This is a genomic window from Ruegeria sp. CDSB022 (assembly GCF_059611145.1).
Genome location: NZ_JBXWOZ010000004.1, coordinates 1 through 17,795, shown reverse-complemented (window position 1 = coordinate 17,795; position 17,795 = coordinate 1). Strand labels below are relative to the sequence as shown.

Here is a 17,795-nt window from a genome sequence, read left to right as displayed (position 1 = left end):
GATTTCCGACACAATCGCCATCGCTAGTGACGGGTCTATTCAGGATCACATCGGCTCGCTGCCGGGTTAGCCTATGGCTGGGCCGCGCGGTTGTTGCCGCATTTACGTGCGCGAGGCTTCGAACGCCGCCCATGCTTGTTCAAAGGCCTCAAAATCGAACTCTGACGCGCGTGCTGGGCCAAGAATAAGCTTTTCGGTTTCAAGCAACTTGCGGATCGCCTGTTCCAGGCTGTCCACCACTTCGGGCGGGATCACCAAAGCGCCGTGCCGGTCCGCATGCACCAGGTCCCCGTCCTTGATCGAGAGGCTGAAGATGGTCACCGGAGTGCCCACATCTTTGACATGCACGAACCCGTGGCTTGGACCGACCGAGCCCGCCACAACCGGAAACCCATCCGGCAAATCGCCCAGATCCCGCATCACGCCGTTGGTCAACGCACCGCTGATGCCAAACCCTTTGTGGACCGTGGTATTGATCTCACCCCAGTAAGCACCGATGCAGTCCGGGAAATCCAGATCTTCGACAACCGTGACAGCCGGGCCTGTGCCCGTTGCCATGTGCCGGTAGTAACCCATCCGGCGCTGACGGATCACTTCGGGAAGGTCTTCGGGAGGGTTCACCGCCGCGATCTTTGCCGTTCTGGCATAACCGACCATTGCCCCCGCATCGGGATCCGAGCACAGCATTGTGCCCCGCGTGAAATTGTCGAACCCACGCTTGCCTTGCGCCACTTCAATCGCATTGCAAACGGTGGGGGTGTCGACGGATTTCAAAAGGTCCAGCAAGGGTTTTTTCATTGTGCCTCCAGCCAACGGCTCAGCGCCGCTGTCGTCAGTTCGGGTTGTTCAAGCGTAGGCAAATGCCCCGCCTGCTCGATGACCTCGAAACGGCTATTCGTGAGAAGTTCATGCATCGAGGCGTGTCGCGAAACCGGGCACAGAGCATCATCTTTCCCGCACAGGATCAGGGCCTGTCCGGTATAACCGCGCAAGGTATCGCTTTGGTCGGGGCGATCTCGCAATGCTTTGGACTGGTTGATAAAAACATCCGGTCCAAGACCCAAGGCCATATCCATGCACAGGTTCAGAATGGCCTCGCGGTTCGGGCCATCGGTCAGGTAATTCGGTTTCATCTCCTCGGCCATGACCCGGCCCAAGCCCCCACTGGACACGGAGGCGATTTGTGGACCACGCCTGGCTTTGACGTCATCCCGTTCGGCCAAGTGGTTGGTATCCATCAGCGCCACGCTGACGACGCGCTGCGGTTGCTGCCGGATTATTTCCATCGCAACGATGCCACCCATGGACAGACCCGCAAGGACAAAGCGCGGGGGCGCATAAGACAACACTTCGGCGGCCAAAGCCTGCACCGTGTCATGCTCCCCAATCGGCGCGTAGAGGACAGGATTGCTGCTCGAAAGCGCCGCGATCTGCGGGGCAAAAAGCCGGGCATCGCACATCATGCCGGGCAACATTACAAGTGGTTTCATGTGACCAATGCAGCCCCGTCGGCCAGAGAACCAAGCTTGGCAAAGGCGATATCAGGATCAACCGCACCAAATCCGGCAAAAGTGCCAAATCCGCAATCCGAGCCCGCGATCACTCTTTCGCCGCCAACAATATTCGAAAACCGTTCAATACGTTGGGCGACCAGTTCCGGATGTTCGACAAAATTTGTCGTGGTGTCGACAACGCCAGGTACAAGCACTTTGTCCTCTGGTATTTCGGCTTTGCGGTCACGGAACACTGTCCATTCATGCGCATGACGGGGGTTCGAGGTTTCGAACAGGACATAGCGGGATTTGGTCGACATCAGCGTGCCGAACACTTTGTCCATTCCAATGTCGCAACAATGCGGTCCTTCGTAATTGCCCCAGCAAATATGGACGCGCACCTTGTCAGCGGGAACGTCCTGCAATGCGTGGTTCAGGGCCTCAACATGCAAATTGGCGACTTTGACAAATTCCTCGTCCGAAAGGTCAGAGAACAGCATATGGCGAGACAAGGCCAGGTCGGGGCAATCCAGCTGTAGGTCCAGACCGGCCCCCACAATGGTTTCGTACTCTTGCTTCATCGCATCGGCGAGTGCAACCAGATAGGCTTCACGCGTGGGGTAGAAATCATTTTGCAGAAACAGCGAGATGACACCCGGGCTGGCCGCGTTCATAAAACCACGCTCGACACCATGCGCGGCCATGGCGGCCTTGAGGTTGTCGATGTCTTTTTGCAGTTCACCTTGCCCTTTTGACCGCACCTCACCCACACACATTGGGCGCGCATATTGTGGCGTACCGCCATCATCAGCCAGACGTTTCAGGAAGCCGGGAAACATCTTCAGATCCGCTGGCGCGTTGCGCGGGCTGTCCCCGTCAAAGCCGGTATAGCGGTCTTTGACATAGGTGGCGTATGAGATCTTCGATGTCTCGCCATCCGATACGATATCGACCCCGGCTTCGACCTGTTTGCGCACTGTCTCGGACACGGCCGAGGTCATACAGGCATCAAACGCATCCGCGTCAAATGGCTCTGCACGCTCGCGCGCAAAGATGAAATCCACGACCTCCTGACTACGCGGAAGGCTCCCTACATGTGTGGTTGAAATGCGGGTCATTCCTTCTTCTCCCTCTGCAAGTCTAATCTGCGCCGCCCGGAAGGCAGCGCAGTTTGTTTCATGCACCTGTCCAAGTTGTACCTGCCGGATCTTCGGTTGCGGTAACGCGATAGAGCCCCGCGTCACCGGTCATCGAAGGCGTGACGCCATAGCTTTCGCCGGGCAGAACCAGTGCGGTATCCCCATTTGTCAGGGTTGTTTCGACATCCTCAATCGTAATCCGCCAGTGGCCACTGGCCGGCATCAAGACCACAGGCTTTTCGGCTTTGACCGGATCAGACACGCACGAGCCGCGACCAAGGAAATCAACCTCGAAACCCGGCTTGTCTTTGATCAGGCCGTTTTCACCGATCACAACGGCAGGCTTGTTTGATGACAGCGCCATCAAATCCCAATAGCGGGCCACGTAATTGCCAATCACATTTTCGACGGGGACCTCGGGATAGGCTTTCAACTGCTCTTCAGTCAGCAAGGGCATGGGCTGTACGTTATGCGGCAGCGTTTCCCCTTTTTTGCTGTCGTAAAGAACCCCATTGTTTCCCAGCATCAAGCCATGGGCCTGCGCATCCTGAATAACCTGCGGCGCCCAGGTGACCCCGCCCCCGGCATCGTCACCACCAAGGACCGCCATGATCATCCCATAGTCCTGCCCCACATTTTCAAACCCGCGGAAGATACCGGTCGGGATGTTGAAGATGTCTCCTTCTTCGGCAATGAACTCACCAGCCGATCCGTATCTGCCCCAGAAGAACCGCCAACGGCCTTTGGCGACAAAGAACACTTCGGCCGTGGTGTGGCTATGCAGAGAGTTCCGGCATCTCGGCGGTTGGCCTGCGGCACCGATGTTGAAACCAATCTTGTCGGTGATGTGGACATGCTGGTCGGGGCTTTCAGATACGCCCCCGCCGATGATGGTGAAGTTTTCCTTTTGATCTGACCCCGGGGTATGGGCGTCGATGAACGCGGTTTTACAGGGTTTCAATTCGCCATAACGGACGATGCGGCTTTGGATGGTACTCATTTCAGTCTTCCTTTTGGTTGGAGTTCGCTGCGGTCAAACTCCGAAACCAGGCGGGCGGTTGTTCAGTCGCCGGGCACGCAGGCTGGCCCGGTGGGCGTGAAAAAGCCGCAGGGCCTGCCCAGCCTCCAGATTTGAGAGACGATGCGACATTTTACAGATCACCGGTTTTCAAAAGGATCTGTTTCCAGACCGACGTTTCATCAAACAGAGTGTATTCACGGCGCAGGCCCCAGGGGCCGAATTCGGCGTGGCTGATACCCAGCACAAAGACCTCGGCCCCCGTCGGCGTGCCGAACACACCCCATCCATCATGCTTGCCATGCAGCGACCAGCGGATCGCGGCGCGAGGCGGCATCATTGGGTCATCGCGACCGATCTGATGTTGAATTTTGAACTCGGCATTCGGGAAAGAGGCGCGAAGTCCCATCCAAAAGCGATCGACCGGAGCCCAGCTGTGACCAGTCGTGCCGCGCGGATATTCCGATTGCACGGCGCGGTCATACTCGGCACTGATCACGCTCAGGTCTGCAGACATGACCCGGTTCAGAATGTCGGCGTATTTCTGACCCCATTCATTGTCATTACCACGCCCTTTGTAAGGTCCAGGCTGATCATTCGCCGGCGTGTAAGGCTGGGCGCAAGCCTCTGGGCCGCCTTCGCGGGCGATCAGATCGCGGGCATATTCTTTTGGGTCCCAACCCATCTGTTGGACAATCGCACCCTGGTCGCGGATCAGCCATTCATCGTTGATCTGGTTGTTGATGGCGTGACAGTCAGCAAGGATACGGTAGACCAGCTTTTTCCCGGTAGCCTTCCCATAGACACCGTCGCCCAGATGGGTCGCAGTCGACAAAAGCCTGTGCGAGGACAGCATGCCATTTTCCGGTGTGCCGGACCAAATCACATCCTCACCCAGCAATGTGCGGTCGGGGAACTCGGCAAGCGTTGCCATGGTAGCGGCAATGACGCCCTGATTGCCAACGACAACTGACCCCGGGGATCGAACCACGATATCGGGTGCATAGTAATGGTGCAGCGTGGCAATGCCCCGATCTTCCCAGATTTCTTTTGTGATCCCAATAATATAGTCAGGGAAATCTTTGAATTTCGGGTCAAATCCCTTCATGTCTTCCATCCTTCAGGTATACGTGCAGAACCGCGAACAATCAGCGGTCCATCTATTTCCAATCGGTGCGGACCAACATCGGGCCCTTCGATTTTGCTCAGCAAAATGTCCACGGTTTCGGCAACCATACGGTTTGCAGGCTGTCGTACAGTGGTCAGGCTATAGGTTGGCCATGCTGCAACGGCCACATCGTCATATCCGACAACCGAAACATCTTCGGGAATCCTTAGGCCCAACTCGAATCTGAGGGTGTCCATCACTGCAATAGCCATGTGGTCATTGGCCACAAAAACGGCGTCGGGCGGGTCCGAAGCAAACATCTCAAGCGTTGCCGCCCGCGACTGTTCGCTGGTGAAGTTCCCAACGCCGCGCGCATGCAGTTCCGCCCCCGCATCATGCAAGGCGGCCCTGAAACCTGCTTCGCGGTCGCGCTGGGTCGACGCGCCTTCCCAACCGGCGATGTACCCGATCTTTTTATGCCCCCCGGCCAAAAGGAATTCGGCAGCCTTGCGCCCACCCGCGATATTGTCCGAGGTGACCGCCGACATGGCCGGGTCGTCCTGAACCCGGTTAAACAGCACCATCGGCACACCGGCAGCCAGACAACGATCCGACAGATCCGACGACAAAGCCACCGAAGCCGCGATAATCCCATCAACCTGAAAATCCAGTATTTCTTCGATCACGTTGTCTATGTTGCCGGCTTGATGCGACGCCATGAAGACCAGCACGTGGTAGCCGCGCTCTTGCAACTTGTTTGTCAGCTTTTCCAACGCTTCAGGATAGAACTGATTGTTCAGATAGGCGACCACAAGTCCAATGATCCGGCTTTTGCCCGAGACAACCGCACGGGCCAGAAAATTTGGCCGATATCCCAGCTCATCCGCTGCCTTGCGCACTTTCGCGACCGTTTTTTGCGAGGCAGATGCACCAGGCGTAAAGACCCGGCTAACGGCGGATTGGCTGACCCCGGCCAGCCGGGCAACGTCCAACGATGTAACCTTCTGAGTAACCATCAGTCTGCCGTCCAGCCTCCGTCCACCAACATTGCTGTTCCTGTAACCAAAGCCGACGCCTCTGATGCCAGGTACACTACCGCGCCCATAATATCCTCAATCTCTCCCGGGCGGCCCAGCTTGATCTTGTCCAAAATCCAGGCCCGTTTGGTCGGGTCCGCGAATGTAGGCCGGGACAAATCCGTCAGGATGAAAGTCGGGCAAATCGTGTTGACACGGATCTTTGCGGGCCCGAATTCCAGCGCCATCGCCTTGGTAAAGCCCTCGACCGCAAACTTGGAGGCGCAATAGACCGCGCGTTCCTGCCCGCCGACATGGCCCATCTGGCTTGAGATATTTATCAGCGATCCGGGACGCCCGGCCTCAAGCAACCCTTTGGCAACGGCTTGGGTTAGGAAATAGGCCCCCCGGACATTGACGTTCATGACCAAGTCAAAATCTTCGGGCACCGTTTCGACCGCCTTGCTATGACGTGCAAACCCTGCCGAGTTCAAAAGGATGTCAAACGGCCCGTTTTCGGCGACAGCCGCGGCAGTTCCTGCGACATCGGTGACATCCATCTCAAGCACCTTGGCAGACCATCCCCTGGCAGTCATCTGATCGGCTATCTCTTGTAACGCACTTGCGCGGCGCGCCGCCAATGTGACCTCGGCCCCATGCTCTGCCAGCGCTACGGCGCAGGCCAGACCTATGCCCGACGATGCCCCGGCGACTAGCGCACGTTTGCCACCTAGACTAAAACTGGGGGTGCTGGGAAAATTGAGCATATCAGACCTCGCCGACTGGGTATGGAATTTCACCCGCGACACGCGCTTTGTTGAATTCGCGCAGGCGGGCAAAGACATCTACGCCCAGTTGCCGGTACACGTCCAGCAGGTCGACCAACACCCAGTTCTCCCGGATCAGGCCATCTTCCAATCGCCAAAAATCCAACGATCTCATAGTGATGGGCTGGCCAGAAGGGGCGATACCCATCCAGCCGTCATGAGTGATGGTCTGGATCATGTCCGGCCAGCCGGTAACAGCTGCATAATCACCGTCACCAAAGAAATGAAAGGTGATCTCGTCGGCGTATTTGCCTCGGTCCGGCATGCCACCCAGGAAAGGGATCTGGTGCCAGTTGCGAAACCCTGCAATGCCGCGCCCGGTGCCGATCCCAGCGGGGCCGTACCAGTTCATGCGCGGATGCCAGAACCTTTCCATCTCCATCACTTCGGGGCCACCCTGACTGGGATGCTTTTCCAGATGTTCAAGCATGGAAACGATATGGTCGCAGGAGGCCTTCGATTTTGCCTCATCCCAGGGGCCCCGCACGATACCGTCCAGCGTCGCCGGGCCGGGAATACAGAACTCCTGCCCCAAAGACGGGGCCATCGGCCAGGCCTTCGCCTGCATCATCACTTCGGGAATGTCCCAGAGTGCCTGGATTTCGACAACTTTGCGATTTTCAAAGCGGTAGAATTCGTGGAACCGCATATGGGTCAGATGCCCGGTCGGCGGGATGTCCAACCAAGGGGCGACGAAGGTGCCTACGTAGTGGCCGCCACAGCAGACCCAATCATCACCATGTTGCGTCGGCCCGCCCATCACAATCCAATCCCGGCGTTCCAGATCGGGCATGGATTTCAAAAGCGGTGTGTAGCAGGCATCATAGAGTTCCTGCGGCCCGGTCAGGTCGCCGAATGGATGGGGCATGTGGATGACGGCATCGGGCGCAATCACCGCCTGCAGTGCAGCTCGGACGCCGGTTTCGTCAAAGTTATACATGGCTTCGCGCAATGGCGCGATCAGGGCCTTATGGGTAGAATGTGTGTCCATTGCGAAATCTCGCATTGTGTTATCTGCTTTTCTTTCAAAACCCGTGGTGCCCGGGCAAACCCCAAGCGCAAGTTCTGCAGCAATGACCTCACTCTTATGAGGACGCGTCTGCAGCCTCGCGATAAGCCGCACCTTCGCCGTAAGGTACGTTGATGCCCCCATAACGCCGGACGCGAATATTGCATTGCTCGGCATGGCCGACAAAGCCTTCCAGCATACACAGGCGTGAGCCGTATTCGCCGATCATTGCCGCAGCCTCGTCAGTAACAACCTTCTGGTAGCTGTGAGTTTTCATGAACTTGCCGACCCACAAGCCGCCGGTATAACGTCCGGCCTTTTTGGTCGGCAGCGTGTGGTTCGTGCCGATCACCTTATCACCGTTTGCAACATTGGTCCGCGCCCCAAGAAACAGCGCGCCATAGCTGGTCATGTTTTCCAGGAACCAGTCGTCACGGTCGGTCATCACCTGCACATGCTCAGAGGCGATATCATCGGCAACTTGCAGCATTTCGTCATAAGTGTCGCAGACAATGACTTCCCCATACTCCTCCCAGCTGACTTTTGCGGTTCCGGCGGTAGGCAGGATACCGAGGATACGGTCGATCTCGCTCAGCGTTTCTTCGGCCAGCTTGCGCGAGTTGGTGACCAGAACACAGGGGCTGTTGTAGCCATGCTCGGCCTGCCCCAACAAGTCGGTCGCACAAAGTTCGGCATCGGCAGCGGTTTCGTCGGCAATGACCATGGTCTCGGTCGGGCCCGCAAAAAGGTCGATGCCAACGCGACCAAAGAGCTGCCGTTTGGCTTCTGCCACAAAGGCGTTCCCGGGGCCGACCAGCATGTGGACCGGATCAATGGTTTCCGTTCCGATCGCCATGGCACCAATCGCTTGGATACCACCCATGACATAGATCTCATGCGCCCCACCCAGATACATGGCAGCGATCACGGCCGCATTGGGCTTGCCCTGAAACGGCGGCGTGCAGGCGATGATGCGAGGCACACCCGCGACTTTAGCGGTCGCAACCGACATATGCGCCGACGCAACCATCGGGAATTTACCGCCAGGAACATAACAGCCAACAGACTGCACCGGAATGTTCTTGTGGCCGAGGATGACGCCCGGCAAGGTTTCAACCTCGATATCCAGCATTGAGTCGCGCTGCGCCTGGGCGAAGTTTATCACCTGTTTCTGAGCGAACTTGATGTCGGCCAGCTCGCGTTCGGTCAATGAGGCGATCAGCTCGTCGATCTGTTTCTGGCTCAGGCGGAAGCTTTCCGGCGAGTAATTATCAAACTTTTCCGACAGATCACGCACTGCCGCATCACCTCGGGTTTCGATGTCTTTCAGCGTCGCTTCAACGACAGCGCGGGTTTTGGCGTCATCTTCGGCCCGGTCGGCCTCGGGTTTGCCGCTTTTCAGATATTCGATAGCCATTGTCCTAATCCTCAATTTTCGGGCCGGGGCGGAATTTCTTCTCCCCGGTCAAATGTTTCCCACCCTTTGCCCTGGAACAGATCGACTCCAAGCTGCGAGGCGACATGGGCAAAATCGACATTCACCCAGTTGTCGACGATCTTGCCGTCGACAACTTTCCAGAAATCCATGTAACGGATCTCGACGCGCTTGCCGGTGGGCGCAATCCCCAGAAATTCGCCAGAATGGGTTGCTTCCTGGCGGCCAAAAGCTGCCGCCCACTCGCCCATATAAAGCCGGGCCTCGTCGATGCAGGTCTTGTCGGAAAACGCAGCCTGGAACGGGCGTTGCCAGTTTTCCTGGAATTCCTTCAGGCCCATCTTGGTGCCGCAACCCTGGTTGCCAAGCCAGCGGAACCCTTCGGCGAAGAATTCGCCGATGTCTTCGATACGGTGGTCGTTCAAACCATCGACCATCCCCTCGATCACGGCGCGGGTCTCGTCGGTTTTGCTCATGTCCGTGTCACGTGTCAGCACGGCCTGTTCGGGGCGGGAGCCCTTCATGTTTCTCTTCCTTTTATGGTTACCAAGGGGTCTTCTGTGTGGAGGGCGAGGATTAATCCGCCGTCAGAAAATCCCTTGGCATCCGGTTGAGCGCCGGATGGCGCGCAACGGCGTTATGTCTGGCAGAGCAGCTCATGCAGCCTGCTCGGCGATTTCAGCAAAGAGGTCATAGCCCAGTTGCAACAGCACATGCGGGACATCGACAAAAACCCAGTTTTCGACCAGCAGATCGTCCTCGCGGCGCCACCAGTCGCAGACCCGCATGAAGACGCGTTTGCCACTTGCGGACTGGCCGAGGAAAGGTTTCACCTGGACGCCAGTTAACGAGGGCCAACCGCCCGAGCATACGTAGTTACCTTCGCCATAGCGGGTGAAATGCGCCGTCATACCGTTGCCCGCAGTGCCGCCGGACCAGCCTTCAAAGGTGGCTTCGAAAGGCACCTGGAAGCTGGCAAAACTCTCGATCCCGACGAAAGAACCGAAGGCGCCGGGGCCGTACCAGACCATGTTGTCATGCCAGTAGGGGCGCCAAGCCTCGTTCTCGGTAGCAAGCCCGGCCAGCATTTCTGTGACCATATGATAGCTCTTGGCACCCTCGGCAGGATCCTGCGGAGTGGTCAAGATGCCATCATGGCTGGCAGGGCCCTGAATCATGCCGGTGAAGCCGCGGGTCTTGCCCGGGCTGTCGGGGATCGGCCATTGTCCAGCGGCCAGCATCAGCTCTGGAATATCGAAGAAGATATAGCTTTCCACCGCCTTGCCGTCCTGCATCCGGTGGAACTCGCCGAAGCGCAGATAGGCAAGCTCGCCTGTGGCCCGGATGCCGAGCCAGTCGCGCGAGAACCGACCAACGAAATAGCCGGTGGCGCTGATCCAGTCCTGCCCGTCAAATTCGCCGGCCATGACGATGTCATCGCGCCGAAAAAGCCCGTCGAAGGCAGCGGCGAGCGGGGCGATGACGTGATCGTGCAGCCCGAGGCCGCCCGCGACCTCATTGAAGGGATGCACCACGTTGACATGTGCACCGGGGGCGAAGAAGGCGTCAAATGCCGGCCGGAAGTTGCCAGGATGGCGTTGTGCTTCGGTGAATTTCAGAAAGGGTTTACGGTCGAGGTTTTTCATCTTCTCTGTCTCAATGGGGTCTGTTCGGGGCGTGTTCGGAGAAGCGCCCCGCAAGGTCCCGCGCGCATCAAAGCAAATGGAATTCGTCCCGGCCGCCGGGTCCTGCGCGCAGCCACATTCAGTCTGGCTGTATGCGCATGGGCAGATACGGACTGAGGATGAGTGCGTCCCATCAGAGTTAGCCTTTCACAGCCCCGGCCGTCAGACCGCCTACAATCTGTCGCTGGAAGAACATGACCAGAATGAACAGTGGAACTGTGGCTGAAACCACAGCCGCAACCGCGAACATCACGTTACCTTCAGTCTGCGTTGTACCAAGAAACGCGGCAATGGCAGGCACCATCGTGCGGTTGCTTTCGGACAGAAGCATCGCCCCGACAGCAAAATCGTTATAGGCCAGCAGGAACGAGAACAGCCCGGTGGTGATCACCCCTGGCCACATAACCGGAATGATCACGCGACGAAATGCCTGGAACTGGTTGCATCCGTCGACCTTGGCACTTTCATCCAGCTCGCTTGGGATATTCTTAAAGAAAGAATGCAGCATCCACAGAGTGAACGGCTGGTTTATCGCCACAAGCACGATGATCGTGGTTGGAAGGATCCCCCAGATGTTCCATTCGAAGAAAGGCAGCAAATATCCCGAGACCAGCGTAATCGGTGGCATAGCCCGGAAGATAAGTGCCGTGATCAATAGCCAGAACGTATAGTTGTAGGTCGACCGGGACAGAGCATAGCCCCCCAGCGTTCCGATTGTGAGCGAGATGGTGACAACAAAGAAACAGACGATCCCTGTGTTGAGAACATTCCGCCAGAATTCTTCCTGTATCCAGGCGCCCTCGTACCCTGTGGTTGTGAAAGGCGAGCCATAGACGGCTTTGGTCCGTGCTCCGGTGATGGCATTGGTCCAGTCGGCGATCGAAAAGAAATCCAACTCTACTTTGAACGAACCCCAGACCGTCCAGAGGAACGGGAAAGCGGCCAGAACGAACCATAGGATCACAAATAAGGACGAGGCGATCCGGAGACTTCTAGGCATTCTTTGTGCGCGGCTGGCCATATTATCTTGCTCCTTTGAAGTCGCGCCAGGTGCGGACAAGCACCGGTGACAGCAGAATGGCGACTCCGATTATCGTGATCACAGAGGTCGCGGCCGCGGAAGAAAGCTGCCGGGTTTCACCGCCTAAGTCGTTGAAGATGAATGTACTAAGGGATTGTGCGTGCGCACCTGCGCTGAACCCGATTATCGGTTCAAACACCTTGAAGTTGTCCATCAACTGAATCAACGCAACAAATGTGACCAGTGGCATGAGATGAGGAACGACCACGAACTTAACCTGTTGCCAGCGGGTTGCCCCGTCTATCTGGGCGGCCTCGATTTGATCCTGGGGCAATGTTTGCAACCCCGCATAGAACACGACAAATGCAAATGGAGCGGCGTGCCAAACTCCATAAACCATCAGCGCCACCCACATCAGCCCGGTTGAGGCCTTCAGGCTAAAATCCGGATCCCCGGCAAGATATACTAGGGCGTTGCCGATGACCCCGCGGCTGTCAATCATCCAGAACAGGATAAGCGAGCCAATCAACGGAGTGACGATCATCGGCAGAAGCGAAAAGAAGATCAGCAGCCCTTTGAGATTTCGGTGCAGGGAGTTGATTGCCAGCGCAATCACCAGCCCCAAAATGATTGTGAGCGGCGTCACAACAAACGTGAAGGTCAGCGTAAAAGCCATTGCCCTGTAAAAGGGCAAATTACCGATCTTTGAGAAGAAACCGCCCCAGGTTTCATTCGCAGCCCAGATCTGTCCAATTTCCTGGATCGCCAGGTGGCCACGGTCCAGGTAAATGTCCAATCCGACAAATCGGCCCAGTGGTTTCTCGGCGCGAAGGGCGGCTGTTGCCTCTTGATCAATCGTGGTCTCTGTCGTGCAGCCAATCAGGGGGGTGCAGCTTTCGACCTCTAACAAAACGGCCGGATGAGGCGCGAAAATGGATTGGGTCACCACCGAGACTATCGGCATCGCGATGAACAGCAGCATCGCAAGCCCGGTGGGCAGGAAGAACCACAGGAAGGTCTTATGGCGCATGTCGCAATCCCCACGTGAATTGGTTTGTGCGGGCGGTCCTTACAGACGCCCGCACGAGTCAGGCCCTACTGGAGGAAACCTTGTTCGATGGCAGCCGCGCGATATGCGGCTTCGACATCGGCCAGCGCCTGCTCAGCGCTTTCCTTGCCTTGCATGAAGTCTGAAAGTTCATTGCCTAGCGCGCTGTGCATCAGGCCCATGTAAGGCAACATCGGATAAGGCGGTGTGCCCATTTTGGCCGCCTCAAACACGCCTTCGGCGTCCGCACCAGGCTCGTAGCCTTCGATCAACCATACCGCCAGCGGCGTGGTTTCATCGTTCAGCATGTCAGGACGGATACCGTGTTTCATCGCGATGAACGTAGCCTCGGCTTCTTCATCCGAGATGTTCTTGCCGACGGTCCAGCCGTCCCACCACAGGGTCGATGCCGGCGTCGAGCCGCCGCCGACTGTCAGTGGTGCGCCGATCGCATGACCGTCGATCACTTCCTGAAGCACGCCTTCGGTCGTGGTTTGCTGCGATGCGCGTGAACCCCACATGTTCATGAGTGCAACGTTTCCAGCGCGGTATTCGGCATTAGTGGCATTGGAATCGTGGGTCAGAAAGTCGGGGTTCATGTATTCCGACAAAGCCTTCATCATGTTCAGCGCATTGACACCAGCCTCAGAATTCACGTTGGGCTCAGCTGTTCCGGCTTTGAAGTGGCTGCCGCCATAGCCAAGAAAAATGTTGTTGAATTCCTGTGCCAGATTCCAACCCGACGCATAGGCGCCGCCAACCGGGTTTTGCATGATGCCCTGCTCGCGAATGGCTTTGGCCGCTTCGAGCAATTCTTCATAGGTTGTCGGCACTTCGACACCGGCCTGTTCCAACACGTCCTTGCGATACATCAGGTGCTGAGCATTCGCCATGAACGCCACGGCCATAATGTCATCACCAATCTTGATCAACTGACCTGGCTGCAGGTCCTGACCATGCTGTTCCACCAGATCGTTGAGCGGCCGAATAACATCTTCGTTCATCAACGCCACGATCGAGCTGTTGGCGATGATGGCACTGGTGTATTCAGACGGGTTTCCGGACAGACCAGCCACGTTGATGGTCTGGTGCTCGGAGGTCAGGTTTGAATCGACCGATGCGCCTGTGCATTCTTTCGCGCCGGTTGCGACGGCCTGAATGGCCGCAAATTCGTTACCAACGATATTCACGCGCCCGCTAATTTCACAGGCATAACCTGCGCTGGCGGCAAAGGCGGCCAAGGACCCAGCCAATGCAATTTTCTTCAGAAACATTTGTATTCCTCCCTAGGTAGATGGGTGCATCTTCGAAGTCTGCACCTGCGTTAAACCCGGCAATGCGGGTTTGGATTTTCTGTTCAGCGCTCCAAACGCGTTCCGGTTTGCGCATCAAACAAGTGGCAGTGATCGGTGTGGATATGGATTGAAACCTGATCATCGATTTCAGCGCGATAGGTTTTGTCGGCTTTGACCGAAACCAGCGCGCCACCGATCCGAACCGAGACCATCGTGCTGTCGCCCAAAAGCTCCTGCGTGTAGATGGGCCCGTTAATCTCGCCGCCGCTTTCCACGACATTGGCGTCCTCGGCGCGAAAGCCCAGCGTAATCGGGCCGTCCGACGCATTCAGCCCATGCACCTCAGTGTTCTGAGCCCGAAACACCCCATCCTGAACCTGACCATCGATAAGGTTCATTGCCGGATTGCCAATAAAGCTGGCCACAAAAGTGTTTGCGGGTGCATCGTAAATATCGGTCGGAGAGCCAACCTGCTGCACGATACCCTGCTTCATGATCACCACACGATCTGCAAGAGTCATCGCTTCGATCTGGTCATGAGTCACGTAGATCGTGGTCACGGCAAGCTCGTGGCTGAGGTTCTTGATCTGCGCGCGCGTCGAAACACGCAGCTTGGCGTCAAGGTTTGACAGCGGTTCGTCCATCAGAAAGACATTTGGCTCGCGAACAATGGCGCGGGCCAAAGCGACGCGCTGACGCTGGCCGCCCGACAGCTCTGCCGGTTTGCGATGCAGAAAGTCATCCAGTTCGACCATGGCCGAAGCGCGGCGCACTTTTTCGTCATGTGTGGAAGGGTCGATGCCGCGCACCTTCAGCGGGAACCGGATATTCTCATAAACATTCATGTTCGGATAGAGCGCGTAGGACTGAAACACCATGGCAACATCGCGGTCCTTGGGCTCCATGTCATTGACACGCTCGCCATCTATCAGAATGTCGCCCTCGCTGGCGTCTTCCAAACCCGCAATCATGCGCATGGTCGTCGTCTTGCCACAGCCTGATGGGCCAAGAAGAACCAGAAACTCTTTATCGGCAATAGTCAGGTCGAAATTATCCACCCCCACAAACGATCCCCAACGTTTCCCAACACTGCGAAGTTGAATTTCGGCCATTCTGTCCTCCCATGTGCACTTGTCGTGCATACGTTTGCAAGAGCATAGACATCTGATGGAACATCAGGCAAGCTTTTTTTGCATGCGTTTGCAAATATACGTTTCACTATACAGAAAACCTGTGCTCAATTCCTGGTAAAGCACTGAAAGAAAAGAATATGCCTTACGAAGCCGAGAAAAATATTGTTCTGGATCTTTATGAAGCTCTGAGCCGAGCTGAAGAATCAGCGGTCCCTGACGTGATCTCGAAATATTGCGCCGATGACTATCTGTGGCGCGGATTCCATCCCTTTGACGAACTGCATGGCCCCAGTGACGTAGGTGCCCAGTTCTGGCTTCCGCTGAAACAAAGCCTGACCCGAATGCAGCGCCGTATGGACGTATTCATGGCCGGAGAAAACGAGATGGACGGTTTCACCTCGGTCTGGGTTGTATCAATGGGCCATCTCATGGGGCTGTTCGACAAAGATTGGCTAGGTATCTCGCCAAACGGCAAAATGACATTTCTGCGCTATTGCGAATTCAACAAGGTCGAAAACGGAAAAATCACTGAAACGGCGATGTATTTCGACATACCTCATTTCATGATGCAGGCCGGATTGCAGCCGTTCCCGCCTCAGACAGCCGCGCAGCTCGTGCAGCCGGGGCCCATGACCCATGACGGCCTGATGGTCGGTCCGCAACCTGCGGCGGAAGGAGAGCGGACTCTGGCGGCCATCAACTCTATGATCTCCGATCTGGGCCAATGGAACAGCGGCCTCAGCCTTGAGGACGAACTACGGCGCACATGGTCCGAAGACATGATCTGGTGGGGGCCATCCGGGATCGGGGCGACCTACACGATCGAACGCTACGCCCAACAGCATGCAGGCCCTTTCCGTGCTGGTTTCACTGACCGGTCGAAAACCAAACACATATGCCGCCTGGCAGAGGGTCACTATGGCGGTTTTTTTGGCTGGCCGAACTTCACAGCCCGTCCAACTGGCGGGTTCATGGGAATGCCTGCAACTGACAAAGCCGGTGAATTTCGGGTGATAGATATCTATCGGCGAGACGGGGATAAGTTGGCCGAGAACTGGATATTCATCGACCTTTTGCATTTCTGGAAACAGCAGGGTGTGGACATCCTTGCCAGAATGTCCGAGCTACCGCGAACATAACCGGCAGGATTGACGCACATCAGACCTTGGCTCTGTGCACTACCCCTGGCTCATGGCGCGCAGGGTCAAAAGGTTCTTTGGCGACCCAGCGCCGATTCACCGGGAATACATGCTGAACGAGTTCCGGTCCGACGCCACCCCAATCGGGGCGGCATTTTTTTGTTTGCAAACGGAGCAAGCGCTGGCTCATATCCCAAGCCTCACATGGGCCCGGCGCCTGAGCGGGATTGCGTATCTGAGCGAACGAGAATGGGCCAAGCGGCGGCGTTCAGGGCGTCCCATTGGCCGGGGTCAACCTCAATCCCCTGTTCCAAAGCTTGGTTATAGTTGGCTGCTAGCTGCGCCGCCGAAATTTCAAACCGCTGAAGTTCGGGTTGCTCCACCTGACGTGTCACCGCGTCCGCCAGCAATGCAGGCTGATTTGTGCAGATGATAGTGACGGTCGAGATTTCTTTTCTGTCATCTGCATTATCCAATCGCCAGTAATGCGGGAAAGTCGCGCCGCTTTCAAAGCTCGCTCCGTGTGATCCAACCTGATCTTTCCGATAGGCTGAGATATACACGCCCAACTGCGCGACCATCGACAGGCTTCGCAGGATTAGACCAGGATAGCGGCAGTTGGCCAGTTCGATGATCGCAAAGCCCGACTTGTTGGCCTTGGAGTGCATCAGATAGGCCGCCAATGAGCCGTGCTCGCAGACATCCGCGCCACCTGCATCAAGAACGGCGATGTCGTCATTTTCGAACACCAACCGCGGAGTCGCTCCACCCTTGGGGGCCCGTGGTGGCAGGCTGATACGGTCGAACCCGCTCAGACCCGCCATTTGCAACCAAGTGACCAATTGGCCAGCGTCCTCATAGTCACCGATCTCGTGCCCGGCTCCTTCGTAGGCGCGGGACAGCGCGGTGATCATTTTGTTACGGGATACTTTCATGCCTGTGCCTCCTCAATCTGCGGTTTCAGTGGCAGGCACCAGCTTTCATAGGTCTGGCCGATGTCATCAATCAGCGGTGCCCCCTGATACATTGTGTTACGTACCCATAGCTTCGAACGAGGGTCGAACTTGCTGACGCCAAAGAAGGCAAGCTTGCAGCGCAACAGATCCATGGGGCGTACGTTCCGGTCCGCAAGGTTGGCTCGGATTTCGGCGTATTTGTGCCTGCTCATGGTTTGGATGCGGCGCACGATGCTTTTCAGAGCTGGGAGGCGCAACAGGAAATGAATGACGTCACTGCCTGGATGCTCTTCAAGGTCTTCCAACAACACGTCATAGCAGGCGCGAACACGGCGCCCGATGGGCAGCGGCATTTGTTTCTCAATCCCCGGATCAGCACCGGCAAAACCCAGCCGCTGAGCCTCCCCAACTGAACTGGTCCCCCTTTATGTTTAGGAAACGGAGGACCTAGAATGGCAAACAAGAGACCGAAG

At 56.7% G+C, this 17,795-nt stretch carries 18 protein-coding genes; 1 reads left to right on the top strand and 17 read right to left on the bottom strand.

The features are described 5' to 3' along the window. Positions 1-102: 102 nt before the first annotated feature. The 15 genes from AC2FIZ_RS09750 to AC2FIZ_RS09680 form a co-directional block, all read right to left on the bottom strand. Positions 103-798 carry an RraA family protein gene (locus AC2FIZ_RS09750; RefSeq protein WP_281995150.1) on the bottom strand — a complete coding sequence of 232 codons (696 nt, stop codon included), beginning with the start codon at positions 796-798 and terminating at the stop codon, positions 103-105. Further along, the gene (locus AC2FIZ_RS09745) at positions 795-1,490 is read right to left on the bottom strand and encodes an alpha/beta fold hydrolase (protein WP_281995151.1); all 696 of its coding nucleotides are present in this window, start codon (positions 1,488-1,490) and stop codon (positions 795-797) included. Before AC2FIZ_RS09745 ends, AC2FIZ_RS09750 begins: the two co-directional genes overlap by 4 nt. After that, positions 1,487-2,611, bottom strand: a complete 1,125-nt coding sequence (locus AC2FIZ_RS09740; RefSeq protein WP_496790962.1) for a cobalamin-independent methionine synthase II family protein — start codon at positions 2,609-2,611, stop codon at positions 1,487-1,489. Before AC2FIZ_RS09740 ends, AC2FIZ_RS09745 begins: the two co-directional genes overlap by 4 nt. Positions 2,612-2,669: 58 nt before the next feature. Beyond that, complete coding sequence (locus tag AC2FIZ_RS09735; RefSeq protein WP_281972845.1) at positions 2,670-3,632, bottom strand: cupin domain-containing protein; 963 nt, start codon at positions 3,630-3,632, stop codon at positions 2,670-2,672. A 151-nt stretch (positions 3,633-3,783) separates the two neighbouring features. Further along, positions 3,784-4,758: a nuclear transport factor 2 family protein gene (locus tag AC2FIZ_RS09730; protein WP_281972844.1), complete on the bottom strand. Its 975-nt coding sequence runs from the start codon at positions 4,756-4,758 to the stop codon at positions 3,784-3,786. Then, positions 4,755-5,774 (bottom strand): LacI family DNA-binding transcriptional regulator, encoded by a 1,020-nt coding sequence (locus tag AC2FIZ_RS09725; RefSeq protein WP_142639914.1) that lies wholly within the window; start codon positions 5,772-5,774, stop codon positions 4,755-4,757. The genes AC2FIZ_RS09730 and AC2FIZ_RS09725 overlap by 4 nt, the downstream gene beginning before the upstream one ends. Next, a complete protein-coding gene (locus tag AC2FIZ_RS09720) occupies positions 5,774-6,541 on the bottom strand; it encodes an SDR family NAD(P)-dependent oxidoreductase (protein WP_271949099.1) in 768 nt (255 codons plus the stop codon). The genes AC2FIZ_RS09725 and AC2FIZ_RS09720 overlap by 1 nt, the downstream gene beginning before the upstream one ends. 1 nt (position 6,542) lies before the next feature. Then, a complete protein-coding gene (locus AC2FIZ_RS09715) occupies positions 6,543-7,607 on the bottom strand; it encodes an ester cyclase (RefSeq protein WP_496790960.1) in 1,065 nt (354 codons plus the stop codon). A gap of 79 nt (positions 7,608-7,686) precedes the next feature. After that, entirely contained in the window at positions 7,687-9,027 is a 1,341-nt protein-coding gene (gene hisD, locus AC2FIZ_RS09710) for a histidinol dehydrogenase (protein ID WP_142639918.1), read from the bottom strand. 11 nt (positions 9,028-9,038) lie between these two features. Further along, positions 9,039-9,569 (bottom strand): ester cyclase, encoded by a 531-nt coding sequence (locus tag AC2FIZ_RS09705; protein WP_281972842.1) that lies wholly within the window; start codon positions 9,567-9,569, stop codon positions 9,039-9,041. A gap of 132 nt (positions 9,570-9,701) precedes the next feature. Further along, positions 9,702-10,691 (bottom strand): nuclear transport factor 2 family protein, encoded by a 990-nt coding sequence (locus AC2FIZ_RS09700; protein ID WP_142639922.1) that lies wholly within the window; start codon positions 10,689-10,691, stop codon positions 9,702-9,704. Between the two features lie 178 nt (positions 10,692-10,869). Continuing rightward, positions 10,870-11,751 carry a carbohydrate ABC transporter permease gene (locus AC2FIZ_RS09695; protein WP_496790959.1) on the bottom strand — a complete coding sequence of 294 codons (882 nt, stop codon included), beginning with the start codon at positions 11,749-11,751 and terminating at the stop codon, positions 10,870-10,872. Between the two features lies 1 nt (position 11,752). Further along, on the bottom strand, positions 11,753-12,781 hold the full coding sequence (locus tag AC2FIZ_RS09690; RefSeq protein ID WP_142639926.1) for a carbohydrate ABC transporter permease: 1,029 nt from the start codon (positions 12,779-12,781) through the stop codon (positions 11,753-11,755). 65 nt (positions 12,782-12,846) lie between these two features. Then, positions 12,847-14,073 (bottom strand): ABC transporter substrate-binding protein, encoded by a 1,227-nt coding sequence (locus tag AC2FIZ_RS09685; RefSeq protein WP_496790958.1) that lies wholly within the window; start codon positions 14,071-14,073, stop codon positions 12,847-12,849. A gap of 83 nt (positions 14,074-14,156) precedes the next feature. After that, positions 14,157-15,206, bottom strand: a complete 1,050-nt coding sequence (locus tag AC2FIZ_RS09680) for an ABC transporter ATP-binding protein (protein WP_142639930.1) — start codon at positions 15,204-15,206, stop codon at positions 14,157-14,159. 158 nt (positions 15,207-15,364) lie between these two features. On the opposite strand from AC2FIZ_RS09680, the gene AC2FIZ_RS09675 reads away from it, so the two are divergent. Further along, positions 15,365-16,366, top strand: coding sequence for an ester cyclase (locus AC2FIZ_RS09675; protein ID WP_142639932.1), 1,002 nt, complete (start codon positions 15,365-15,367; stop codon positions 16,364-16,366). A 200-nt stretch (positions 16,367-16,566) separates the two neighbouring features. Here the strand turns inward: AC2FIZ_RS09675 and AC2FIZ_RS09670 are convergent, their stop codons facing one another. Further along, the gene (locus tag AC2FIZ_RS09670; protein WP_496790956.1) at positions 16,567-17,301 is read right to left on the bottom strand and encodes a DUF3726 domain-containing protein; all 735 of its coding nucleotides are present in this window, start codon (positions 17,299-17,301) and stop codon (positions 16,567-16,569) included. Then, positions 17,298-17,675: a hypothetical protein gene (locus tag AC2FIZ_RS09665; protein ID WP_496790955.1), complete on the bottom strand. Its 378-nt coding sequence runs from the start codon at positions 17,673-17,675 to the stop codon at positions 17,298-17,300. The genes AC2FIZ_RS09670 and AC2FIZ_RS09665 overlap by 4 nt, the downstream gene beginning before the upstream one ends. Positions 17,676-17,795 lie beyond the last annotated feature (120 nt).